The sequence below is a fragment of the Zoogloea sp. GW822-FHT05C07 genome (assembly GCF_058800215.1).
This window is the reverse complement of the sequence record NZ_CM179510.1, coordinates 1,254,505-1,272,077: the sequence shown is the minus strand read 5'-3', so window position 1 is coordinate 1,272,077 and position 17,573 is coordinate 1,254,505. Positions and strand designations below refer to the sequence as shown.

Annotated in this window: 16 protein-coding genes; all 16 read left to right on the top strand. The window is 64.3% G+C overall.

Annotated features, from left to right (window positions below; genetic code table 11):
- Nucleotides 1–4: 4 nt before the first annotated feature.
- The 16 genes from AC3QL2_RS06020 (at nucleotide 5) to AC3QL2_RS05945 (ending at nucleotide 17,566) form a co-directional block, all read left to right on the top strand.
- Nucleotides 5–832, top strand: coding sequence for a CheR family methyltransferase (locus tag AC3QL2_RS06020; protein ID WP_493231823.1), 828 nt, complete (start codon nucleotides 5–7; stop codon nucleotides 830–832).
- Nucleotides 816–1,436 carry a chemoreceptor glutamine deamidase CheD gene (gene cheD / locus AC3QL2_RS06015; RefSeq protein ID WP_493231825.1) on the top strand — a complete coding sequence of 207 codons (621 nt, stop codon included), beginning with the start codon at nucleotides 816–818 and terminating at the stop codon, nucleotides 1,434–1,436. The genes AC3QL2_RS06020 and cheD overlap by 17 nt, the downstream gene beginning before the upstream one ends.
- A gap of 38 nt (nucleotides 1,437–1,474) precedes the next feature.
- Nucleotides 1,475–2,575, top strand: a complete 1,101-nt coding sequence (locus AC3QL2_RS06010) for a protein-glutamate methylesterase/protein-glutamine glutaminase (RefSeq protein WP_493231827.1) — start codon at nucleotides 1,475–1,477, stop codon at nucleotides 2,573–2,575.
- A gap of 82 nt (nucleotides 2,576–2,657) precedes the next feature.
- Nucleotides 2,658–2,951, top strand: coding sequence for an STAS domain-containing protein (locus tag AC3QL2_RS06005; RefSeq protein ID WP_493231829.1), 294 nt, complete (start codon nucleotides 2,658–2,660; stop codon nucleotides 2,949–2,951).
- A gap of 247 nt (nucleotides 2,952–3,198) precedes the next feature.
- Complete coding sequence (locus AC3QL2_RS06000; protein WP_493231831.1) at nucleotides 3,199–4,878, top strand: methyl-accepting chemotaxis protein; 1,680 nt, start codon at nucleotides 3,199–3,201, stop codon at nucleotides 4,876–4,878.
- A 172-nt stretch (nucleotides 4,879–5,050) separates the two neighbouring features.
- The gene (locus tag AC3QL2_RS05995) at nucleotides 5,051–6,019 is read left to right on the top strand and encodes a chemotaxis protein (protein ID WP_493231833.1); all 969 of its coding nucleotides are present in this window, start codon (nucleotides 5,051–5,053) and stop codon (nucleotides 6,017–6,019) included.
- Nucleotides 6,020–6,043: 24 nt separating this feature from the next.
- Nucleotides 6,044–6,991: a chemotaxis protein gene (locus AC3QL2_RS05990; protein ID WP_493231835.1), complete on the top strand. Its 948-nt coding sequence runs from the start codon at nucleotides 6,044–6,046 to the stop codon at nucleotides 6,989–6,991.
- Nucleotides 6,992–7,006: 15 nt separating this feature from the next.
- Complete coding sequence (gene cheY, locus AC3QL2_RS05985; protein ID WP_079432693.1) at nucleotides 7,007–7,405, top strand: chemotaxis response regulator CheY; 399 nt, start codon at nucleotides 7,007–7,009, stop codon at nucleotides 7,403–7,405.
- Between the two features lie 27 nt (nucleotides 7,406–7,432).
- On the top strand, nucleotides 7,433–8,272 hold the full coding sequence (gene cheZ, locus AC3QL2_RS05980) for a protein phosphatase CheZ (protein ID WP_493231837.1): 840 nt from the start codon (nucleotides 7,433–7,435) through the stop codon (nucleotides 8,270–8,272).
- A gap of 38 nt (nucleotides 8,273–8,310) precedes the next feature.
- On the top strand, nucleotides 8,311–10,278 hold the full coding sequence (locus tag AC3QL2_RS05975; RefSeq protein WP_493231839.1) for a chemotaxis protein CheA: 1,968 nt from the start codon (nucleotides 8,311–8,313) through the stop codon (nucleotides 10,276–10,278).
- A 158-nt stretch (nucleotides 10,279–10,436) separates the two neighbouring features.
- Nucleotides 10,437–10,739 (top strand): DUF3135 domain-containing protein, encoded by a 303-nt coding sequence (locus AC3QL2_RS05970; protein WP_493231841.1) that lies wholly within the window; start codon nucleotides 10,437–10,439, stop codon nucleotides 10,737–10,739.
- A 102-nt stretch (nucleotides 10,740–10,841) separates the two neighbouring features.
- Complete coding sequence (gene flhB, locus AC3QL2_RS05965) at nucleotides 10,842–11,993, top strand: flagellar biosynthesis protein FlhB (RefSeq protein ID WP_493231843.1); 1,152 nt, start codon at nucleotides 10,842–10,844, stop codon at nucleotides 11,991–11,993.
- A gap of 90 nt (nucleotides 11,994–12,083) precedes the next feature.
- The gene (flhA, locus tag AC3QL2_RS05960; protein ID WP_493232311.1) at nucleotides 12,084–14,171 is read left to right on the top strand and encodes a flagellar biosynthesis protein FlhA; all 2,088 of its coding nucleotides are present in this window, start codon (nucleotides 12,084–12,086) and stop codon (nucleotides 14,169–14,171) included.
- Nucleotides 14,172–14,328: 157 nt separating this feature from the next.
- A complete protein-coding gene (gene flhF, locus AC3QL2_RS05955; RefSeq protein ID WP_493231845.1) occupies nucleotides 14,329–15,891 on the top strand; it encodes a flagellar biosynthesis GTPase FlhF in 1,563 nt (520 codons plus the stop codon).
- Nucleotide 15,892: 1 nt separating this feature from the next.
- Nucleotides 15,893–16,678 carry a MinD/ParA family ATP-binding protein gene (locus AC3QL2_RS05950; protein WP_493231847.1) on the top strand — a complete coding sequence of 262 codons (786 nt, stop codon included), beginning with the start codon at nucleotides 15,893–15,895 and terminating at the stop codon, nucleotides 16,676–16,678.
- Nucleotides 16,679–16,792: 114 nt separating this feature from the next.
- On the top strand, nucleotides 16,793–17,566 hold the full coding sequence (locus tag AC3QL2_RS05945) for an RNA polymerase sigma factor FliA (protein WP_493231848.1): 774 nt from the start codon (nucleotides 16,793–16,795) through the stop codon (nucleotides 17,564–17,566).
- Nucleotides 17,567–17,573: the final 7 nt, after the last annotated feature.

Sequence of the window (17,573 nt, the reverse complement as noted above, 5' to 3'; positions counted from 1 at the left end):
GGCCATGCCGGATCGCGAGTTCCAGTTCTCGGCTGCGGATTTCGAACGCGTCCGTGACCTGATCTACCGCCATGCCGGCATCTCCCTGTCACCGATCAAGCAGGACATGGTGTACAGCCGTCTGGCCCGCCGCTTGCGGGCGCGGGGAGACCGCACGTTCAGCGAGTATCTGGACCGGGCCCAGCGCGAGCCGCACGAATGGGAAACCTTCGTCAACAGCCTCACAACCAATCTGACCTCTTTCTTCCGGGAGGCACACCATTTCGAGATGCTTGCGGAGCGCCTGAAGAAGCATGTGGGGCGCTCCCCGTTCCGTATCTGGTGCAGTGCTGCATCGACGGGTGAGGAGCCATACAGCCTGGCGATCACCGCGTGCGAGGCTTTCAACAGTCTGAGTCCGCCCGTGCAGATCGTCGCCACCGACATCGATACCAATGTGCTCGCCACGGCCGAGAAGGGGGTTTATGGCCTCGATCGGGTCGAACGCCTGTCGCGGGAGCGCATGCAGCGTTTCTTCCTGAAGGGAACTGGAACGCAGGATGGCTACGCCCGCGTGCGTCCGGAGTTGCAACGCCTGATCGAGTTCCGGCGCATCAACTTGCTGGACAAGAGCTGGGCGGTGCAGGGGCCCTTTGATGCCCTGTTCTGCCGTAACGTGATGATCTACTTCGACAAGCCGACTCAGCATGGCATCCTCCAGCGTTTCGTGCCGCTGCTGAAGCGGGATGGACTGCTGTTCGCCGGCCATTCGGAGAGCTTCCTGCATTCGGCAGACCTTTTCCGGTCCCTCGGCCGGACCGTTTACGAAAGGGCCGATGCCCGTGCACCCTGATCCTGGTTATGCGGAACATCTGGCGGGCAACCGTTACTTCGACCGGACATTCGACTGCGATGCGGTGAAGGTGTTGCCGGGCGAGTATTTCGTGACCACGTCCGACATGGTCCTGGTCACCGTGCTCGGATCATGCGTTACAGCCTGTGTGAGGGATCGGGACAAGGGTCTGGGAGGCATGAACCATTTCATGCTACCCGAGAACGGCGGCGATGGCGGTGTGCTGTCCACGTCGGCCCGCTATGGTGCCTACGCGATGGAAGTGCTGCTGAACCATCTGCTCAAGCTGGGCGCGCGTCGGAGTAGCCTGGAGGCCAAGGTCTTCGGCGGCGGGAAGGTGCTCGCGAGCCTCACTCAGGCCCAGGTGGGTGAAAAGAACGCCGAGTTTGTGCTGAACTATCTGAAGACCGAGCGCATACCGGTGGTCGCTCAGGATCTGCTCGACATTTATCCGCGCAAGGTATATTTCTTCCCGGCCAGTGGGCGCGTGATGATGAAGAAGCTGGTGCGAGTGAAGAATGACACGCTCATCGCTCGCGAACGTGAGTATGAAGCCCGCTTGCGGCGCGATAATGTTCAGGGTGACATCGAACTGTTTGGCTGACGGGGCGTAGGGGTTCCGTCCTGATCTGGAAGTGAAGCATGACAATCAAGGTTCTGGTCGTCGACGATTCGGCGCTGATGCGCAGTTTGCTGTCGGAGGTGATCAATTCGGCCCCGGATCTGGAGGTCGTGGGTGTGGCACCCGACCCCCTTGCCGCCCGGGAAATGATCAAGACCCTCAATCCGGACGTCCTGACCCTCGACATCGAGATGCCCCGCATGGACGGCCTCGATTTCCTGGAGCGCCTGATGAGACTGCGCCCCATGCCGGTGGTGATGATCTCGAGTCTGACCAAGCATGGTTCTGAGGCGACCTTGCAGGCCCTCGAGCTGGGCGCTGTCGATTTTCTACCCAAGCCGAAGTTCGACCTGCCGGCGGGTATCGAGGCCTACCGTATAGAAATTTGTGACAAGATCCGGGCCGCGTGTGGGGCCCGTCTGCAATCCAGGGTGTCTGCCGCGCCGGCTGCGACCGCGGCCGGATCCTTGCAGAGAGAGAGTTCCGTGTCTGTTCCAGGAGGTTCGGGGAGCTTGCCCGAAAGAGTTCTCCAGGAGCGCCTGATCCTGATCGGCGCATCCACCGGGGGGACGGAAGCGATCAAGGAAGTGCTATGTTCGCTGCCGGCGCAAATGCCGGGGATCCTGCTCGTGCAGCACATGCCCGAGATGTTCACCGCGTCCTTCGCCAAGCGCCTGGATGGCTTGTGCCAGCTGAGGGTCAAGGAAGCCGAGCATGGCGAGCGGGTTGTGCCCGGTACGGCCTATCTGGCGCCCGGGCATTCCCATCTGTCGGTGCGTCGCTCCGCGGGTGGGTATGTGTGCGAACTGGCCCAGTCGGAGCCGGTCAACCGTCATCGGCCAGCCGTCGATGTGCTGTTCCATTCGGCCGCCAGCCAGATCGGCGCCAACGGCATCGGCGTGATCCTCACCGGCATGGGCAAGGATGGCGCGCAGGGCATGTTGGCGATGCACAAGGCCGGGGCGTGGACGATCGGGCAGGATCAGGACTCCTGTGTCGTCTACGGGATGCCGAGGGAGGCCGCCAGCATCGGGGCGCTCGATGAGGTCGCTTCCCTCAAGGATGTCGGTCAGCGTGTTCTGGCTCGTCTGCGGGGCGGTGAGCGGCGCGGAAAAGTGTGAAAATGCGAGGGTGAGGCCGGATCGGCCAGCCAGTCGCAAGAAGCGAGTCATAGCACAGCAGAGGCATTACATGGATACAACAGTGAGTACCCAACAGAACCAGGCCCGCATCCAGCTCTCGGGTCGGTTCGATTTCAACTCTCACCGGGAGTTTCGCGACGCGGTCGACAGGGCGCTGAGCAGTCCCGACACCTCCGAAGTGACCGTCGATCTGGCCAACGTGGCCTATCTCGACAGCTCCGCGCTCGGCATGTTGCTGATGCTGCGGGACAAGGCCAAGGGTGCCGGCAAGACGGTGCGCCTGGCCAACGCGAAGGGGAGCGTCCACCAGGTGCTCGAGATCGCCAATTTCGGAAAGTTGTTTCCCATCGACTGAGCACGTGCCTGTCCATTCCGCTCACGGGCTGCGTTGATGCGCCGTCGCCGTGACGGATTTGTGATCCGGGCATTGGGTGATCTTTAAAGTTCTGTTTCGGCTGGCCGATAAGTGGGCGACGTTCATGTTACCTGTCGATGACGGGTAACGGAGCGGAGGCTCCGGCGCGCGGGGGGCGTGCCGGTTCCCGGGGGAGGCGCACACGCCTGCCCATACCCATTTCAATACACGGGGTTGGCCGGACATCATGCAAATTCAGATTTTTTCCCTTATTGCCGGTCTGATCGTCGCAGGAGGCAGCGTCGGTCTGGGAGTGGCTTTCGGTACCCCACTCGGGGCAGGTCTTGCTGTTGGGGGGCTTGCTCTCGGCGCTGCGGTCGGCGTAATTGTGCTGTTCGCGGTCCGTCTCATGTTCGTGCAGCCTCTGGCAGAATTGCACGACACCATCAAGGCAATGCACAAGGACGGGGATCTTTCCCGTCGGGCGCCTGTTTCCAGCGGCAAGGTCGGTGAGGTCGAGGCTGTTTTCAACGAGCTGATCGGCAGCTTCCAGGGCATCGTCGGCAAGGTGATTTTCGACGCCCAGCGCGTATCCGAGGCTGCCGACCTGTTGTCCGGCCATGCGGGGAACGTGGCTGAAGGTTCGGGCAGCCAGAAGGTCGCCGCGGAGAGCATGGTCATGGCCATCGAGCAGATGACGGCCGGCGTCAACGCGGTTGCCGACCATGCCAGCCAGACGGCGACCAACGCCCAGGTGGCGCGCGAGCTGTCCATCAAGGGGGCCGAGATTGTGACCAGCGCGTCGCGGGAGATCGAGCAGATCGCGCGCTCGGTCGAGGATTCCGCCCAGGTGATCTCCGCGCTCGGCGAACGTTCCGAGGCCATCAGCGGCATCGTCAAGGTCATCCGCGAAATCGCGGATCAGACCAATCTGCTGGCCCTCAATGCGGCTATTGAAGCTGCCCGTGCGGGTGAGCAGGGGCGTGGTTTTGCTGTGGTCGCGGACGAGGTCCGCAAGCTGGCGGAGCGGACCTCGTCCGCGACGACCGAGATCAGCACGATGATCTCCGCGATCCAGTCCGAAACGAAGACGGCCATCGCCTCCATCGACGCGGGTAGTGCCCAGGCCCACGCTGGCGCTGCGCTGGCCCAGAAGGCGGCCGACTCCCTCCAGCAGATCAACGAGGGTGCCCAGCAGACGATGGAGAAGGTGGACGCCATTGCCGAAGCGATCAATGCCCATAGCCGCGAGGCCGACCAGATCGTCGGGCATGTGCGGGAGATCATGGACATGGTGGGCCGCAACTCGGCCGGCGCGCAGGAAACCCTCGATGAGGCATCGAGCCTGAGCGGGCTTGCGGTGAATCTCAAGGAAATCAGCCGCGTCTTCAAGCTCGGTCCCCAGGGCGAGCAGGCGATGGGCGTACACAAGAGAATGCCCAGCGCCGTGCAGGAAGCGGCCCGGCAGATCGGCCAGCTTCTCGAGCAGGCGATCGCCGGAGGCCAGGTCAGCGAGACCGATGTCTTCGACGACAGCTACAAGCCGATTCCCAATACCCGCCCACAGAAGTACAGTACGCGCTTCGACGGATTGACCGACCGACTCTTCCCTGCCGTGCAGGAGCGCTTGCTGGATGGTGGCGGGGAATTGGTATATGCCATCGGTACCGACCGCAATGGCTACGTTCCAACCCACAACAAGCGCTTCAGTCTGGCGCTGACGGGAGATTACGAGAAGGATTTCGTTGGTAACCGGGGCAAGCGTATCTTTGATGATCCGGTCGGAAAGCAATGCGGGAAGCACGAAATGCCGTTCCTGATCCAGACGTACCGGCGCGATACCGGCGAGATCATGCACGATATTTCGGCTCCGATTTATGTGAATGGTCGTCACTGGGGCGGCTTCCGGATAGGCTACCGGGCCTGATTCGAAGCGTTCCCGAGAAAGTCCGGCCCGCCTTTGCGGGCCGTTTTGTCATTATGCAGAGGTGGGAAATGGTGTCTGACGATCCTCAAGATTGTTGGCCCCCCGCCGATATTGCTTCCAAGTCGAGGCCTGCCCCATCTGGATGGCAGGTGGTCTGCGACGGAGAGTGAGCATGTCCGAACTTCTCAAGAACATTGATGCGCGTACTCGGCTGGCGGGTACAAATAAGCTCGAGATCCTGCTGTTTACACTCGGGGTTGATCCCCGTACCGGCCGGCGCGAGACCTTCGGCATCAATGTCTTCAAGGTCCGCGAGGTCATGCGGACGCCGCCCATCACTGCCGCGCCGGAAATGCCGTCGTCGGTGGAAGGCATGGTGAGCCTGCGTGGCGTGCTGGTGCCGGTGGTCGATCTGGCCAAGTATGCCGGCATGGGCAGCGAAGGTCCGCGCGACATCATGATCGTCACCGAGTACAACGGGCACACTCAGGGTTTCCTGGTCGAGGCGGTGGATACCATCCTGCGCCTGGACTGGTCGCAGATGCGGGTGCCGCCGGAAATGCTGACGGCCAACCTGGGTGGTCTGGTCACCGCAGTGACGGAACTGCCCGGCCCCAAGCTGGTGATGCTGCTCGACGTGGAAAAGGTCTTGTCCGAAACCACCCGTTATGACGATGAGTTCCTCTTCAAGGGGATCGAGCCGATCATGACCGACGAGCCGCCGACGGTCTATTTTGCCGATGACTCCTCCGTGGCCCGCAAGCAGATCGAACGCACGCTCGATGCCTTGGGCATTCGCTACGTGGGGGCAGTGAATGGACGTCATGCCTGGGAAGAGCTTGAGAAGTTGGCCAGCTTTGCTGCTTCGAGCGGGCGCAAGGTCAAGGACCTGCTGGCCCTGATCCTGACTGACGTGGAAATGCCCGAGATGGACGGCTACATCCTGACGAAACGGATCAAGACCGACCCGCGCTTCGAGGGGATTCCGGTGATCATGCATTCGTCGCTGTCGGGCATGTCCAACCAGCAACTCGGCCGTTCGGTGGGCGTCGACGAATACGTGGCCAAGTTCGAGCCGCAGCGGCTGGCCGAAGTGCTGCGCCGCCTGATCACCCAGCGTACCGCAGCCAAGGCGGACTGAAGGAAGTAAAGGAGCATGATGAGCATGGATCATGTCGATCGTGGGCTGCTTGAGGCCGTCGACGCCCGTACGAAACTGGCGGGCTCCAACCGCATGGAAATCCTGCTGTTCTCGCTGGGTACCCAGGAGATCTTCGGGATCAACGTGTTCAAGGTCCGGGAAGTGTCCCGTACCCCCTTCATTACCAAGGCGCCCAACATGCCGATTGGCGTGGAAGGGCTGATCTCCCTGCGCGGCAACGTCATCCCGGTGCTGGCCCTGGCCAAGATCATGGGGATCTCCGCCCCGGGTGATCCGCTGGGCGGCTCGATGATGGTCACCGAGTACAGCAAGCGCACGCTGGGTTTCCTGGTGCACGAGGTGGACCGCATCATCCGCGTCGAATGGGACAAGGTGCGCGCGCCCGACAACGTCACGTCGTCCGGCCATCACTTCATCACTGCCATCACCGAACTGCAGGACGGCAAGCTGGTGTCCATCCTCGACGTGGAAACCATCCTTGCCAGCACCTTCGGTGAGGCCATCGTCGGCCAGATCCACCCGCTGGAAGGCGGGCAGGACGCCACGGTGTTCTTCGTCGATGATTCGGCGGTGGCCCGCAAGAAGATCGTGGAAACCCTGGACAAGCTCGGCGTGCGTCACAAGCATGCGCTCAACGGCCTCGAGGCCTGGACGCGCCTTGAAGGCATGGCGACCCATGCCCAGCAGCGCGGTGCCAGCCTGTCCGATGAACTCAACCTCATTCTGGTCGACGCGGAGATGCCCGAGATGGACGGCTACGTGCTGACCCGCAACATCAAGTCGGACGCCCGCTTCGAGGGCATTCCGGTTGTCATGCACTCGTCCCTGTCGTCGGAAGCCAACCGCGCGATGGGTAAAAGTGTCGGTGTCGATTCCTACGTGGCCAAATTCGATGCCGAAGTCCTGGCTGATACCCTGCGCCCCTTGCTGATGCGGGCCTACCGGGATTGAACGGAGATCAACAATATGTCGGACCCCAAGATGAAATTTCTCGTTGTCGACGACTTCTCGACCATGCGCCGGATCGTTCGCAACCTCCTGAAGGAGCTCGGCTTCACCAACGTGGATGAGGCGGAGGACGGGCAGATCGCGCTGCAGAAGCTCAACTCCCTGCCGTTCGACTTCGTGGTGACGGACTGGAACATGCCCAACATGGATGGCCTGACCCTGCTGCAGAACATTCGTGCGACCCCGGCCCTCAAGCACCTGCCGGTGCTGATGATCACCGCCGAGGCGAAGAAGGAAAACATCATCGCGGCGGCGCAGGCCGGCGCCAGCGGCTACATCGTCAAGCCTTTCACGGCGGCAACTCTTTCCGAAAAGCTCGAGAAGATTTTCGAAAAGATGGGCAAGAAGGCTGCCTGAGGGCTGCGGACCAGACGGAAATCCATCATGGCAAAACGGCTCAAATTCGATGAATCCGGCGACAACGACGATCTGCAGTCCCTTTTCGACAGCATTGCCGATGGAGCCCCTCCGGCTCCGGCGGCACCGCCGCCTCGCCTTGAAGTAGTTTCGCCGGCCAGCAGTGCAGGGGGCGACGACGACGAACTGCAGGCCCTGTTCGATTCGGTGGCCAGCGAGTACACCACGGGTGATGCCGCCGCTGCTGAACAGGAGGCGCGTCCGCACAGCTGTGACGGGGTTTTCAACCGGATCGGTGTGATGACCAGGCAACTGCATGACACCCTGCGGGAACTCGGTTATGACCGCAGCCTGCAGGAGGCGGCCCACGCGATTCCCGATGCCCGCCAGCGTCTCACCTATATCGCCGAGATGACCGAGCAGGCCGCCAGCAAGGTGCTGAACGCGACCGACATCGCCAAGCCGATCCAGGACAAGGTCGAGGCCGATGCCGGTGCGCTGCGCACCCGCTGGGACCGCCTCTACGCCAATCAGCTGAGCCCGGATGAGTTCCGGCTGCTGGCGGGTGAGACCCGGGACTTCCTCGGCAATGTCATGGCCAGCAGCCGCGATACCAATGCGCAATTGCTGGAGATCATGATGGCCCAGGACTTCCAGGATCTCACCGGGCAGGTCATCAAGAAGGTCGTGGATCTGGCCCAGAACCTTGAAAAGCAGCTTCTGCAGGTGCTGATCGAGACGATTCCTGCAGAGCGCAAGGTGGACGACGGTCTCCTGAATGGTCCGGTGATCAACGCCGTGGGGCGTGATGACGTGGTATCGAACCAGGAGCAGGTGGATGACCTGCTGGAGAGCCTGGGTTTCTGACCGGGAAGTAGCGGGCGAGCCCACAAGGAGCAGAGCAAATGAGCGATTTTGGCGGGATGGAAGACCTGTTGCAGGACTTCCTGGTCGAGGCCGGGGATCTCCTGTCGGGCGTGGACAACAAGTTGGTGGACCTGGAGCGGGCGCCCAATGACAAGGGCCTGCTCAACGACATTTTTCGGGGTTTCCACACCATCAAGGGCGGGGCAGGTTTCCTGAATGCCGCCGAGCTGGTCACCCTGTGTCACCTCACCGAAAACCTTTTCGACAAGTTGCGCAATGGCGAACTGGATGTGACGCCGGAAGTGATGGACGTGATCCTTTCGTCCACCGGTGCGGTTCGCGACATGTTCGGCTACCTGGAGCAAGGCGTGCAGCCGCCGGCTGCCGCAGCCAGCCTGATCGAAAGCCTGCGCCTGGCGATTGTCGGCGGGCTGTCCCATGAGCCTGCCGCCATTCCGGTGGCTCCGGTCAAGGCCGCGCCGGCGCAAGCCGCTGCGGCGGTTGCTGCGCCTCGGGCGGCAATGCCTGCTAGCGATGGGCCGGACTGGAACGCGTTGTTCGAAACGGTGACGGGGGCCCGGCCCGCCGCACCTCAGGTCGCGGCCCAGGTGCCGGTGACGATCGAGGCCCCGGCACCAGTCGTGATGCATCAGTCCGACGAGGCGTTGGTCCACAAGACGCCCGATCAGATCATCAAGGCCGCTGTTGGCCGGCGTGTGACTGACAAGCCGGGTGCCTCCGGGCCCATCGGCCGTCGTGACAGCGAAAAGACCCGCGACAACTCGATCCGTGTCGATACCTCGCGCCTCGATCAGGTGCTGAACCTGTCCGGTGAAATCGGCCTGACCAAGAACCGCCTGAATGCGCTGCGCAGCGACATCCTGAACGGCCGCAACGACACCGAGACCCTGCATGCGCTCGATCTGGCGGTCAGCCAGCTCGACCTGCTGGTGTCCGACCTGCAGAACGCGGTGATGAAGACCCGCATGCAGCCGATCGGCCGCCTGTTCCAGAAGTACCCGCGGATCGCCCGTGACCTGGCCCGTAACCTGGGCAAGGACGTGGAGCTGGTACTGGCCGGCGAGGAAACCGAGATCGACAAGACGATGATCGAGGACTTGTCCGATCCGATCATCCACCTGATCCGCAACGCGGTGGACCACGGTGTCGAGGATACCCAGGAGCGCCTGGCCAATGGCAAGCCGGAGAAGTCCGTCGTGCGCCTCGAGGCCCGTCAGGAAGGCGACCACATCGTGATCCTGGTGGCCGACGACGGCCGTGGCATGAACGCCGAGCGCCTGCGTGCCAAGGCGGTGGAGAAGGGCCTTATCACCGATGAGGAAGCCAACACCATGGATGAGCGCCAGAGCTTCAACCTGGTGTTCCTGCCCGGTTTCTCGATGGCCAGCCAGATTTCCGACGTGTCTGGCCGTGGGGTCGGCATGGATGTGGTGCGGACGAACATCCAGAAGCTCAACGGCTCCATCGATATCCGCTCCAGTCTCGGCAAGGGGACGACCTTTGTCATCAGTCTGCCGCTGACGCTGGCGATCCTGCCGGTGCTGCTGGTGCGACTCGGCGAGCAGCCCTTCGCCGTGCCCCTGTCGATGGTCCGCGAGATCCTGCCGATCGAGCCGGCCGAGGTTCAGGAAGTCGGTGGGCGGGCGACGATGGTCGTGCGCGGCGAGGTCCTGCCGATCATGCCGCTGACCACGCTGCTTGGGTGGGAGCCGGTGCAGACGCCGGAATACGGTGTGCTGATGCAGAGCGCCGAGCAGAGCTTCATCCTGGCCATCGACAGCTTCGCCGGTCGCGAGGATGCGGTGATCAAGTCCCTCGACGATTTCCGTCCGAAGGGTGTGGCCGGCGTCACGACGCTGTCCAACGGCCAGATCGTGCTGATCCTCGACATGAAGGAACTGCTGGGTGCGCTCGGCGGCGATACCCGTGGCGTGTCCCGCCGCGAACTGCTCGCCAGGCTGGAGGTGCCCGCGCTGGCGGCCTGAGCCGTACGACCGGGTGGCGCGGTAGCACGTCGCCCGCCGGCCGGCCATGTGAAATACGGCGCTCGTAAGTTGGGCGGTGGTCGGTTAGGATAGGTCCTGACTGCCGCCGCCCTTCGCCTTTAAGGTGTCGCGTGCCTTGTCCGGCAGGAGGAGGGCGTGTGGGTGGCTTCGATTTCGACTACTGGAAACACCTCGCAGAGCATGATCCTGCAGCCTTCTTCCAGGCCAGGGAAGTGGCCCTGCGCCAGTGCATCGCGATGCATCCCGGTCAGGAGGAGCCGCTGTCCGCGCTGCAGTCCCGGATAGACATGACCCGTGTGCTGGCGGGCAGTCCGGTGCAGGCCTGTCGGGACATCCTCGACATGATGGAAGAGCACCTGATCGTGCTCAGTCTCAAGCTCGCCGAATTGCAGCAGGAAACCGACAGCCTGCGGGGGCTGCTGGGGGGCTCGCAATCCTGACGCCGGCGCGGGAAATACCGCGCCAAAATCCTGCTGTTCCTTGCGCCGCGCCGCGTTGTCTGCGCGTATCCTGAGCGTCCCTGAACAACTTCCGGATCGTCCGTGGCTGAAGACAGCGACGCCGAAAAAACAGAACCAGCCTCAGGCAGGCGGCTAGAACAGGCTAAAGAGGAAGGGCAGGTACCCCATTCGCGGGAGCTGTCCACCTTCATCCTGCTGATCGTCGGCGTTGTCGGCTTGTATGTGCTCGGGCGTTGGGGCGGGCACCGCATGATGGGCCTCGTGAAGGATGCCCTGTCCTTCGAGCGCAAGGCTGCTTTCGACCCCGAAGGCATGGGGCATGCCCTGTCGACTCTGGCCACGGACGGGCTGTTCACCGTCGCACCTCTGTTGAGCGCGCTCGTCCTGGCCACGCTGGTCACGCCCTTCGTGATGGGCGGCTGGGTGTTTTCCACCAAGGTCTTCACGCCCGATCTGAACCGTCTGAATCCCTTGCCCGGCCTGGGCCGGATGTTCTCGACCCAGGGGCTGGCCGAGCTGGTCAAGGCCAGCCTCAAGGCTGTGCTGGTGGGGAGCGTCGGGGTGTGGGTGATATGGCGCGAGCGGGACCACCTGTTTGGCCTGATGATGCAGCCCATCGAATCCAGCGTGGACGATTTCGCCAGTCTGGTGCTGTATTCGACGCTGCTGATCGTCGCCAGCCTGGCGCTGATCGCGGGGCTCGATGTGCCCTATCAGCTGTGGGAATACCACCGCAAGCTGCGCATGTCGAAGGAAGAGCTGCGCCAGGAAATGAAGGAGCAGGAGGGCGATCCGCAGATCAAGGCGCGCATCCGGGCGGCCCAACGGGAGATGTCCCGCCGCCGCATGATGGCCCAGGTGCCGACGGCCAACGTGGTGGTGACCAACCCGACGCACTATGCGGTGGCCCTGCGCTATGACCCGGAAGCCGCCGGGGCGCCGGTGGTGATCGCCAAGGGCATGAACCTGATCGCCCACAACATCCGCGAGCTGGCCCAGGAGAATGGCATCCCGGTGCTCGAGGCGCCGCCGCTGGCGCGGGCCCTGTACGCCCATTGCGAACTCGACCACCAGATCCCGGCCACGCTCTACACGGTGGTGGCCGAGGTCATGGCCTACGTGTACCAGCTCAATCACTGGATTACCGAGGGCGGCCTGCCGCCAGAGGTGCCGGCCCAGCTGGAGGTGCCCGCCGGCATGGATCCGGCGGAGAAGCGGCCGGAAGGGGCTTGAGCCCGCCGCCACGGCGTGCTCCGAATTGGACGGTAAATCCCTGTTTCTTCCAGCCTTTCATCCGGTCGGAGGAGGAGGACCATGGCGGCCATGAATGGTAGTCTGAACCTGCGAACGCTCTTCGCGCCCAGCAACATCCGCACCCTGGCCGGCCCGCTGCTCATCATCCTGATTCTGGCGATGATGGTGCTGCCCTTGCCGGCCTTCGTGCTGGACCTGATGTTCACCTTCAACATCGCGGTGTCGGTGATCGTCATGCTGGTGGCGATGTACGCTCTCAAGCCGCTGGAGTTCTCGGTCTTTCCGACCGTTCTGCTGGTGACCACGCTGCTGCGCCTGTCCCTCAACGTGGCGTCCACGCGGGTGGTGCTGCTGGAGGGGCATACGGGGCCCGACGCGGCCGGCAAGGTGATCGAGGCCTTCGGGCACTTCCTGGTCGGCGGCAATACGGCGGTCGGCCTGGTGGTATTCATCATCCTCACGGTGATCAACTTCGTGGTGATCACCAAGGGCGCCGGGCGGATTGCCGAAGTGGGCGCGCGCTTCACGCTGGACGCGATGCCCGGCAAGCAGATGGCCATCGATGCCGACCTCAACGCTGGTCTCATCGATGAGAAGGAGGCCAAGCGCCGCCGTTCCGAGACGGCCCAGGAAGCCGACTTCTACGGGGCGATGGACGGTGCGTCGAAGTTCGTGCGCGGCGATGCGGTGGCCGGCATCCTCATCATGGCCATCAACGTGGTCGGCGGCCTGATCGTCGGTGTGCTCCAGCACAACATGGAGCTTGCCCAGGCGGCCAACAACTACACGCTGCTGACCATCGGTGATGGCCTGGTAGCTCAGCTGCCTGCGCTGATCATCTCGGTGGCGGCGGGCCTGGTGGTGTCTCGTGTCGGTGACGACGGCGACATGGGCTCGCAGCTGATCGGCCAGGTCTTCACCAATCCGCAGGTGCTGGTGATGACTTCGGCGATCCTGGGCATTCTCGGCCTCATTCCGGGTATGCCCAATCTGGTTTTTCTGATGCTCGCCGCTGGGCTGGGCTTTCTGGCTTGGCGGGGCGGAAAGGGCAAGGCCGAAGTCGTCGAGGAAGAGGCGCCCGCTGCGGCACCCATTGTGTCTGCCGAGAGCCAGGAGGCGAGTTGGGCGGACGTGTCGCCGGTGGATGTGCTGGGCCTGGAAGTCGGCTACCGGCTGATCCCGATGGTGGACAAGGGGCAGGACGGGGAACTGCTCAAGCGTATCCGTGGGCTTCGCAAGAAGTTCGCCCGCGATATCGGCTTCCTTGCCGCGCCGGTGCACATCCGCGACAACCTGGAGCTCAAGCCCAACGAATACCGGATCGTGCTGAAGGGCGTTGAGGTTGGCACCGGTGCCGCCTTCCCGGGGCAGTTCATGGCGATCAATCCGGGGCGGGTGGCTGGCCCCCTCAACGGGCGGGAAACCACCGACCCGGCTTTTGGCCTACCTGCTGTATGGATCGATACGAGCCAGCGGGAGCAGGCCCATGCGCTCGGCTACACGGTCGTCGATGCCAGTACCGTGGTGGCCACCCACCTGAATCACGTCATCCTCAGTCACGCCTCCGAACTGCTCGGCCGCCTCGAAACCCAGGCGCTGCTCGACCACATTGCCAAGGAAACGCCGAAGCTGGTCGAGGATCTGGTGCCCAAGCTGCTGTCGCTGTCGACCGTGCAGCGGGTGCTGCAGAACCTCCTCGACGAGGGTGTCAATATCCGCGACATGCGGACCATCATCGAGGTGCTGGCGGAGTGCGCGCCGCGCATCCAGGATCCGTTGGAGCTCACCACGCGCGTCCGTCAGTCCCTTGGCCGCGCCATCGTGCAGGGCCTTTTCCCGGGCAATGGGGAAGTTCAGGTCATGGCTCTCGACCCCGGCCTCGAGCGCGTGCTGATGCAGGCCATGGCCGGTGGTGGGCCGGAGGGCGGCGCGATCGAGCCGGGGCTGGCCGACACGCTGCTGCGTGAAACAGCAGCGGCCGCCCAGCGCATGGAGGATATCGGCCTGCCAGCGGTCCTGCTGGTGCCCGCACCGCTGCGCTGGCTGCTGTCCCGCTTCCTGCGGAGGGCCGTGCCCAGTCTCAAGGTGGTGGCCAATTCCGAGGTTCCCGAGACCCGCCTGATCCGCGTATCGGCAATGATCGCCGTGACTTCGTGAGCATGTTCTGACGGTGTCAGTAGGAATAGCGCCTTAAAACCTGTCTTTTCTGCGCCTTCAATAGGCGTGGGTCCGGAGACAATCGAAGCTACCGAAGTGCCAGCTGGCGTGTGCACGCGCCCAGCCCCTGAAGGCCTTCGTTCCCGGAGACAGGAGCATGAACGTCAAGCGCTACTTTGCCAAAACCGCTCGCGAGGCCCTTCGCATGTTGAAGGATGATCTTGGGCCGGATGCGGTGGTGCTTTCCAATCGGGCCGCCAATGGAGGCGTCGAGATCCTCGCATTGCCGGCCGGCGACGTGGCCAGCATGCAGGCCCAGCGCGCCCGCAGCCAGGCTCCGGCTGTCCAGGCTGCAGCTGCGCCGGCGGTCGCTCCGAAGCCTCCGGAAGATTTCTTCGATGACGATTTCCGCGTCAGCCTGTCGCGGGCGGGAAGCAATCGCCAGCAATCGGCTGTTGCGTCCGTTCCCCCAGCTGCGCCCGCCGCTTCGATGTCACGGCCGGTAGCGGCCCCGCAGCGCGCTCCTGCTGCGGTGCAGAGCTTCACGCCGCCGCGAGTCGAGTTGAATCGGGAAGTCTTCAATGCCGCCTCGGCCCAGGTCCGGCGCCCGCCGGTGGAGCCGGCGATGGCAGCTGCTGCGGCACCGCGCTCACCGCTGCGCAGCGAGCCCGTTCCGTCGCCCGCCGCGCCGGCCCGGGACGCTGCCGCGCGCCAGCGTCCTGGAGGCATCGAGGAGGAGGCGCGCATCCGTGCCCTCGAAAACGCCAATTCCCAGATGGCCAACGAACTGGCCGCCATCCGCGGCATGCTGGAGCGCCAGCTTGCCGGCTTTGCGTGGGGCGAGATGGCCCGTACCGCGCCGGGCCGTACGCGTCTGATCGGGGATCTGCTGGAAGCTGGGTTCTCGGCCATGCTGGCCCGCGAGCTGGCCGAGGAAGTGCCGGAGGATGAGGCGCCGGAAGAGGCGCACCGCCTGCTGCAGGCCTCCCTCGACCAGCGTTTCCGCTCCATGGCCAGCGACGTGGACATCATCGACCGGGGGGGCGTGTATGCGCTGGTCGGCCCCACCGGCGTCGGCAAGACCACCACCACGGCCAAGCTGGCCGCCCGCTGCGTCGTGCGCCATGGCGCCGACAAACTGGCCCTGATCACCACCGACGGCTACCGGATCGGCGCCCACGAACAGCTACGCATCTACGGCCGTATCCTCGGCGTGCCGGTCTTCGTGGTCCGCGACGCGACCGATCTGCGCGAGACCCTGGCCGGCCTGCGCGACAAGCACATGGTGCTGATCGACACGATGGGCATGAGCCAGCGCGACAAGATGGTGGCCGAGCAGGCCGCGATGCTGACCGGCGCGGGCAAGGTGTCGCGCCTGCTGCTGCTCAATGCGACCAGCCGTGGCGACACCCTCGACGACGTGGTCAATGCCTATGCCGGTGACGATCTGGCCGGCGTGATCCTCACCAAGATGGATGAGGCCATGTCCCTGGCGCCGGTGCTCGACGTGGCGATCCGCCGCCAGGTGGAAGTCTTTTACGTCGCCAACGGCCAGCGGGTGCCGGAAGACCTGCACCTGCCGAACCGCGACAAGCTTCTCGGCCAGGCGCTCCGCGAGCTGCCGGCCAGCTCGCCGTTCCGCCTCGATCCGCTGGAGGCCGGCCTGATGCTGGCGACCAGCGCCAAGGGCCGCGGAGCCAGCCTGAGGGGAGGCCTCTAAGATGCTGCATGCTTCCGATCAGGCTGCCGGCCTGCGCCGCCTGTTCCGCCGTACGCCTTCAGCCGTGGTGGCCTTGTTCACCTCGGGCCGCTCACCCCGTGACCTGGCCGTGCAGGCCTTGCTGGCGCTGACCGATGGCGCGCGGCGCGTGGTGGCGATCGACGAACACGCGCCCGAGCGTGGCTCCCTGCTGGCCGCCTTCGGCTTTCCGGAAGGCGGCGATCTGCTCGGCGCCCTGCAGGGACAGCACGATGTGACCGAAACGATGCGTGAGGTGACCGACGGCCTGTGGATCGTGCCGGCCGCGGCCACCGTGCAGGCGGTTCCGCTCCTCGGCGCCAGCCACCATGCGCGGCTGGAGGCCGGCATCACCGAGCTGCAGCGCCGGGCCGACCTGCTGGCAATCCACACGGTCGGTGATGCCCGTCGCCTGACGCCCTTCGCCCGCGCGGCGGGGCGCCGCCTGCTGGTGGTGGAGGCGAGCGGCGTCGGCGCGCGGGGGGCCTGCCAATGGATCAAGGGGCTGGCCGCCGCCGGCGCGGGGTCGCTGGAGATTGCCGTCAGCGGGGCCCGCGACCGGGCCGATGCAACCGCCCTGTTTGCCAGCCTGCAGGATTTCAGTAACCGCCATGTCGGCCTGCCGCTGGTGTGGCGCGGTGAGGTGGAGCGCGACCCGCTGGCCGAGGCAATGACGACGCCGCTCGGCGCGCGCCATCCTGCCGACGGTGCCGGCGCCTTCATCCGGCGCCTGCGTGCCTGGTCGACCCAGGCCGGAATGGCCGGTTGAATCGACCCGTTCGTGGATTGTGTCGCACAGGGCATTGAGAAGCGTAGCGTTGCCGGTGGGGGTCTCGTAACATGCGGACGGCCCCGGAAACCCAGATCAGAAAGCTGATGACAGATGTACACCGCCTCCGGCACCCTCGATAAAGAGCAACTCGTTGTCCAGTACGCACCGCTGGTCAAACGCATTGCCTATCACCTGATGGCCAAGTTGCCGGCCAGCGTTCAGGTGGAGGACATCATCCAGAACGGCATGCTGGGCCTGCTCGACGCGATCAACCGCTATGAGGAAGGCCTGGGGGCGCAATTCGAAACCTATGCGGTGCAGCGCGTGCGCGGTGCCATGCTCGATGGCTTGCGCGAGAACGACTGGCTGCCGCGCAGCCTGCGGCGGGACATGCGGCGCATCGAGGCCGCCGTGCACCAGCTCGAGCAGCAGAACGGCCGGCCGCCCACGGAAACGGAACTGGCCGACTCCCTCGGGCTGCCCCTCGCCGAGTACCAGCACATGCTGCAGGAAGCCCGCGGCTACCAGCTGGTGTATTTCGAGGATTTCTCCGGTGACGGGGAGGACGACTATCTGGAGCGCCACATCACGCTGGAGGGGAATGATCCCCTGACCCTGCTGCTCGAGGGCAACATGCGGGACGTGCTGGTGAAGGCCATTGACGATCTGCCGGAGCGCGAGCAGACCGTGATGGGGCTCTACTATGAGCAGGACATGAACCTGCGCGAGATCGGCGAAGTTCTCGGCGTATCCGAATCGCGGGTGTGCCAGTTGCACAGCCAGGCTATCGCGCGGCTGCGCGCGCGCATCTCCGGGGCGGCGCAGGGCATGGCGAAGGCCAAGGGTGAAGGCCGTGGCCGCGGCCGGCGTCCGGCAGCATCCTGAACCACGG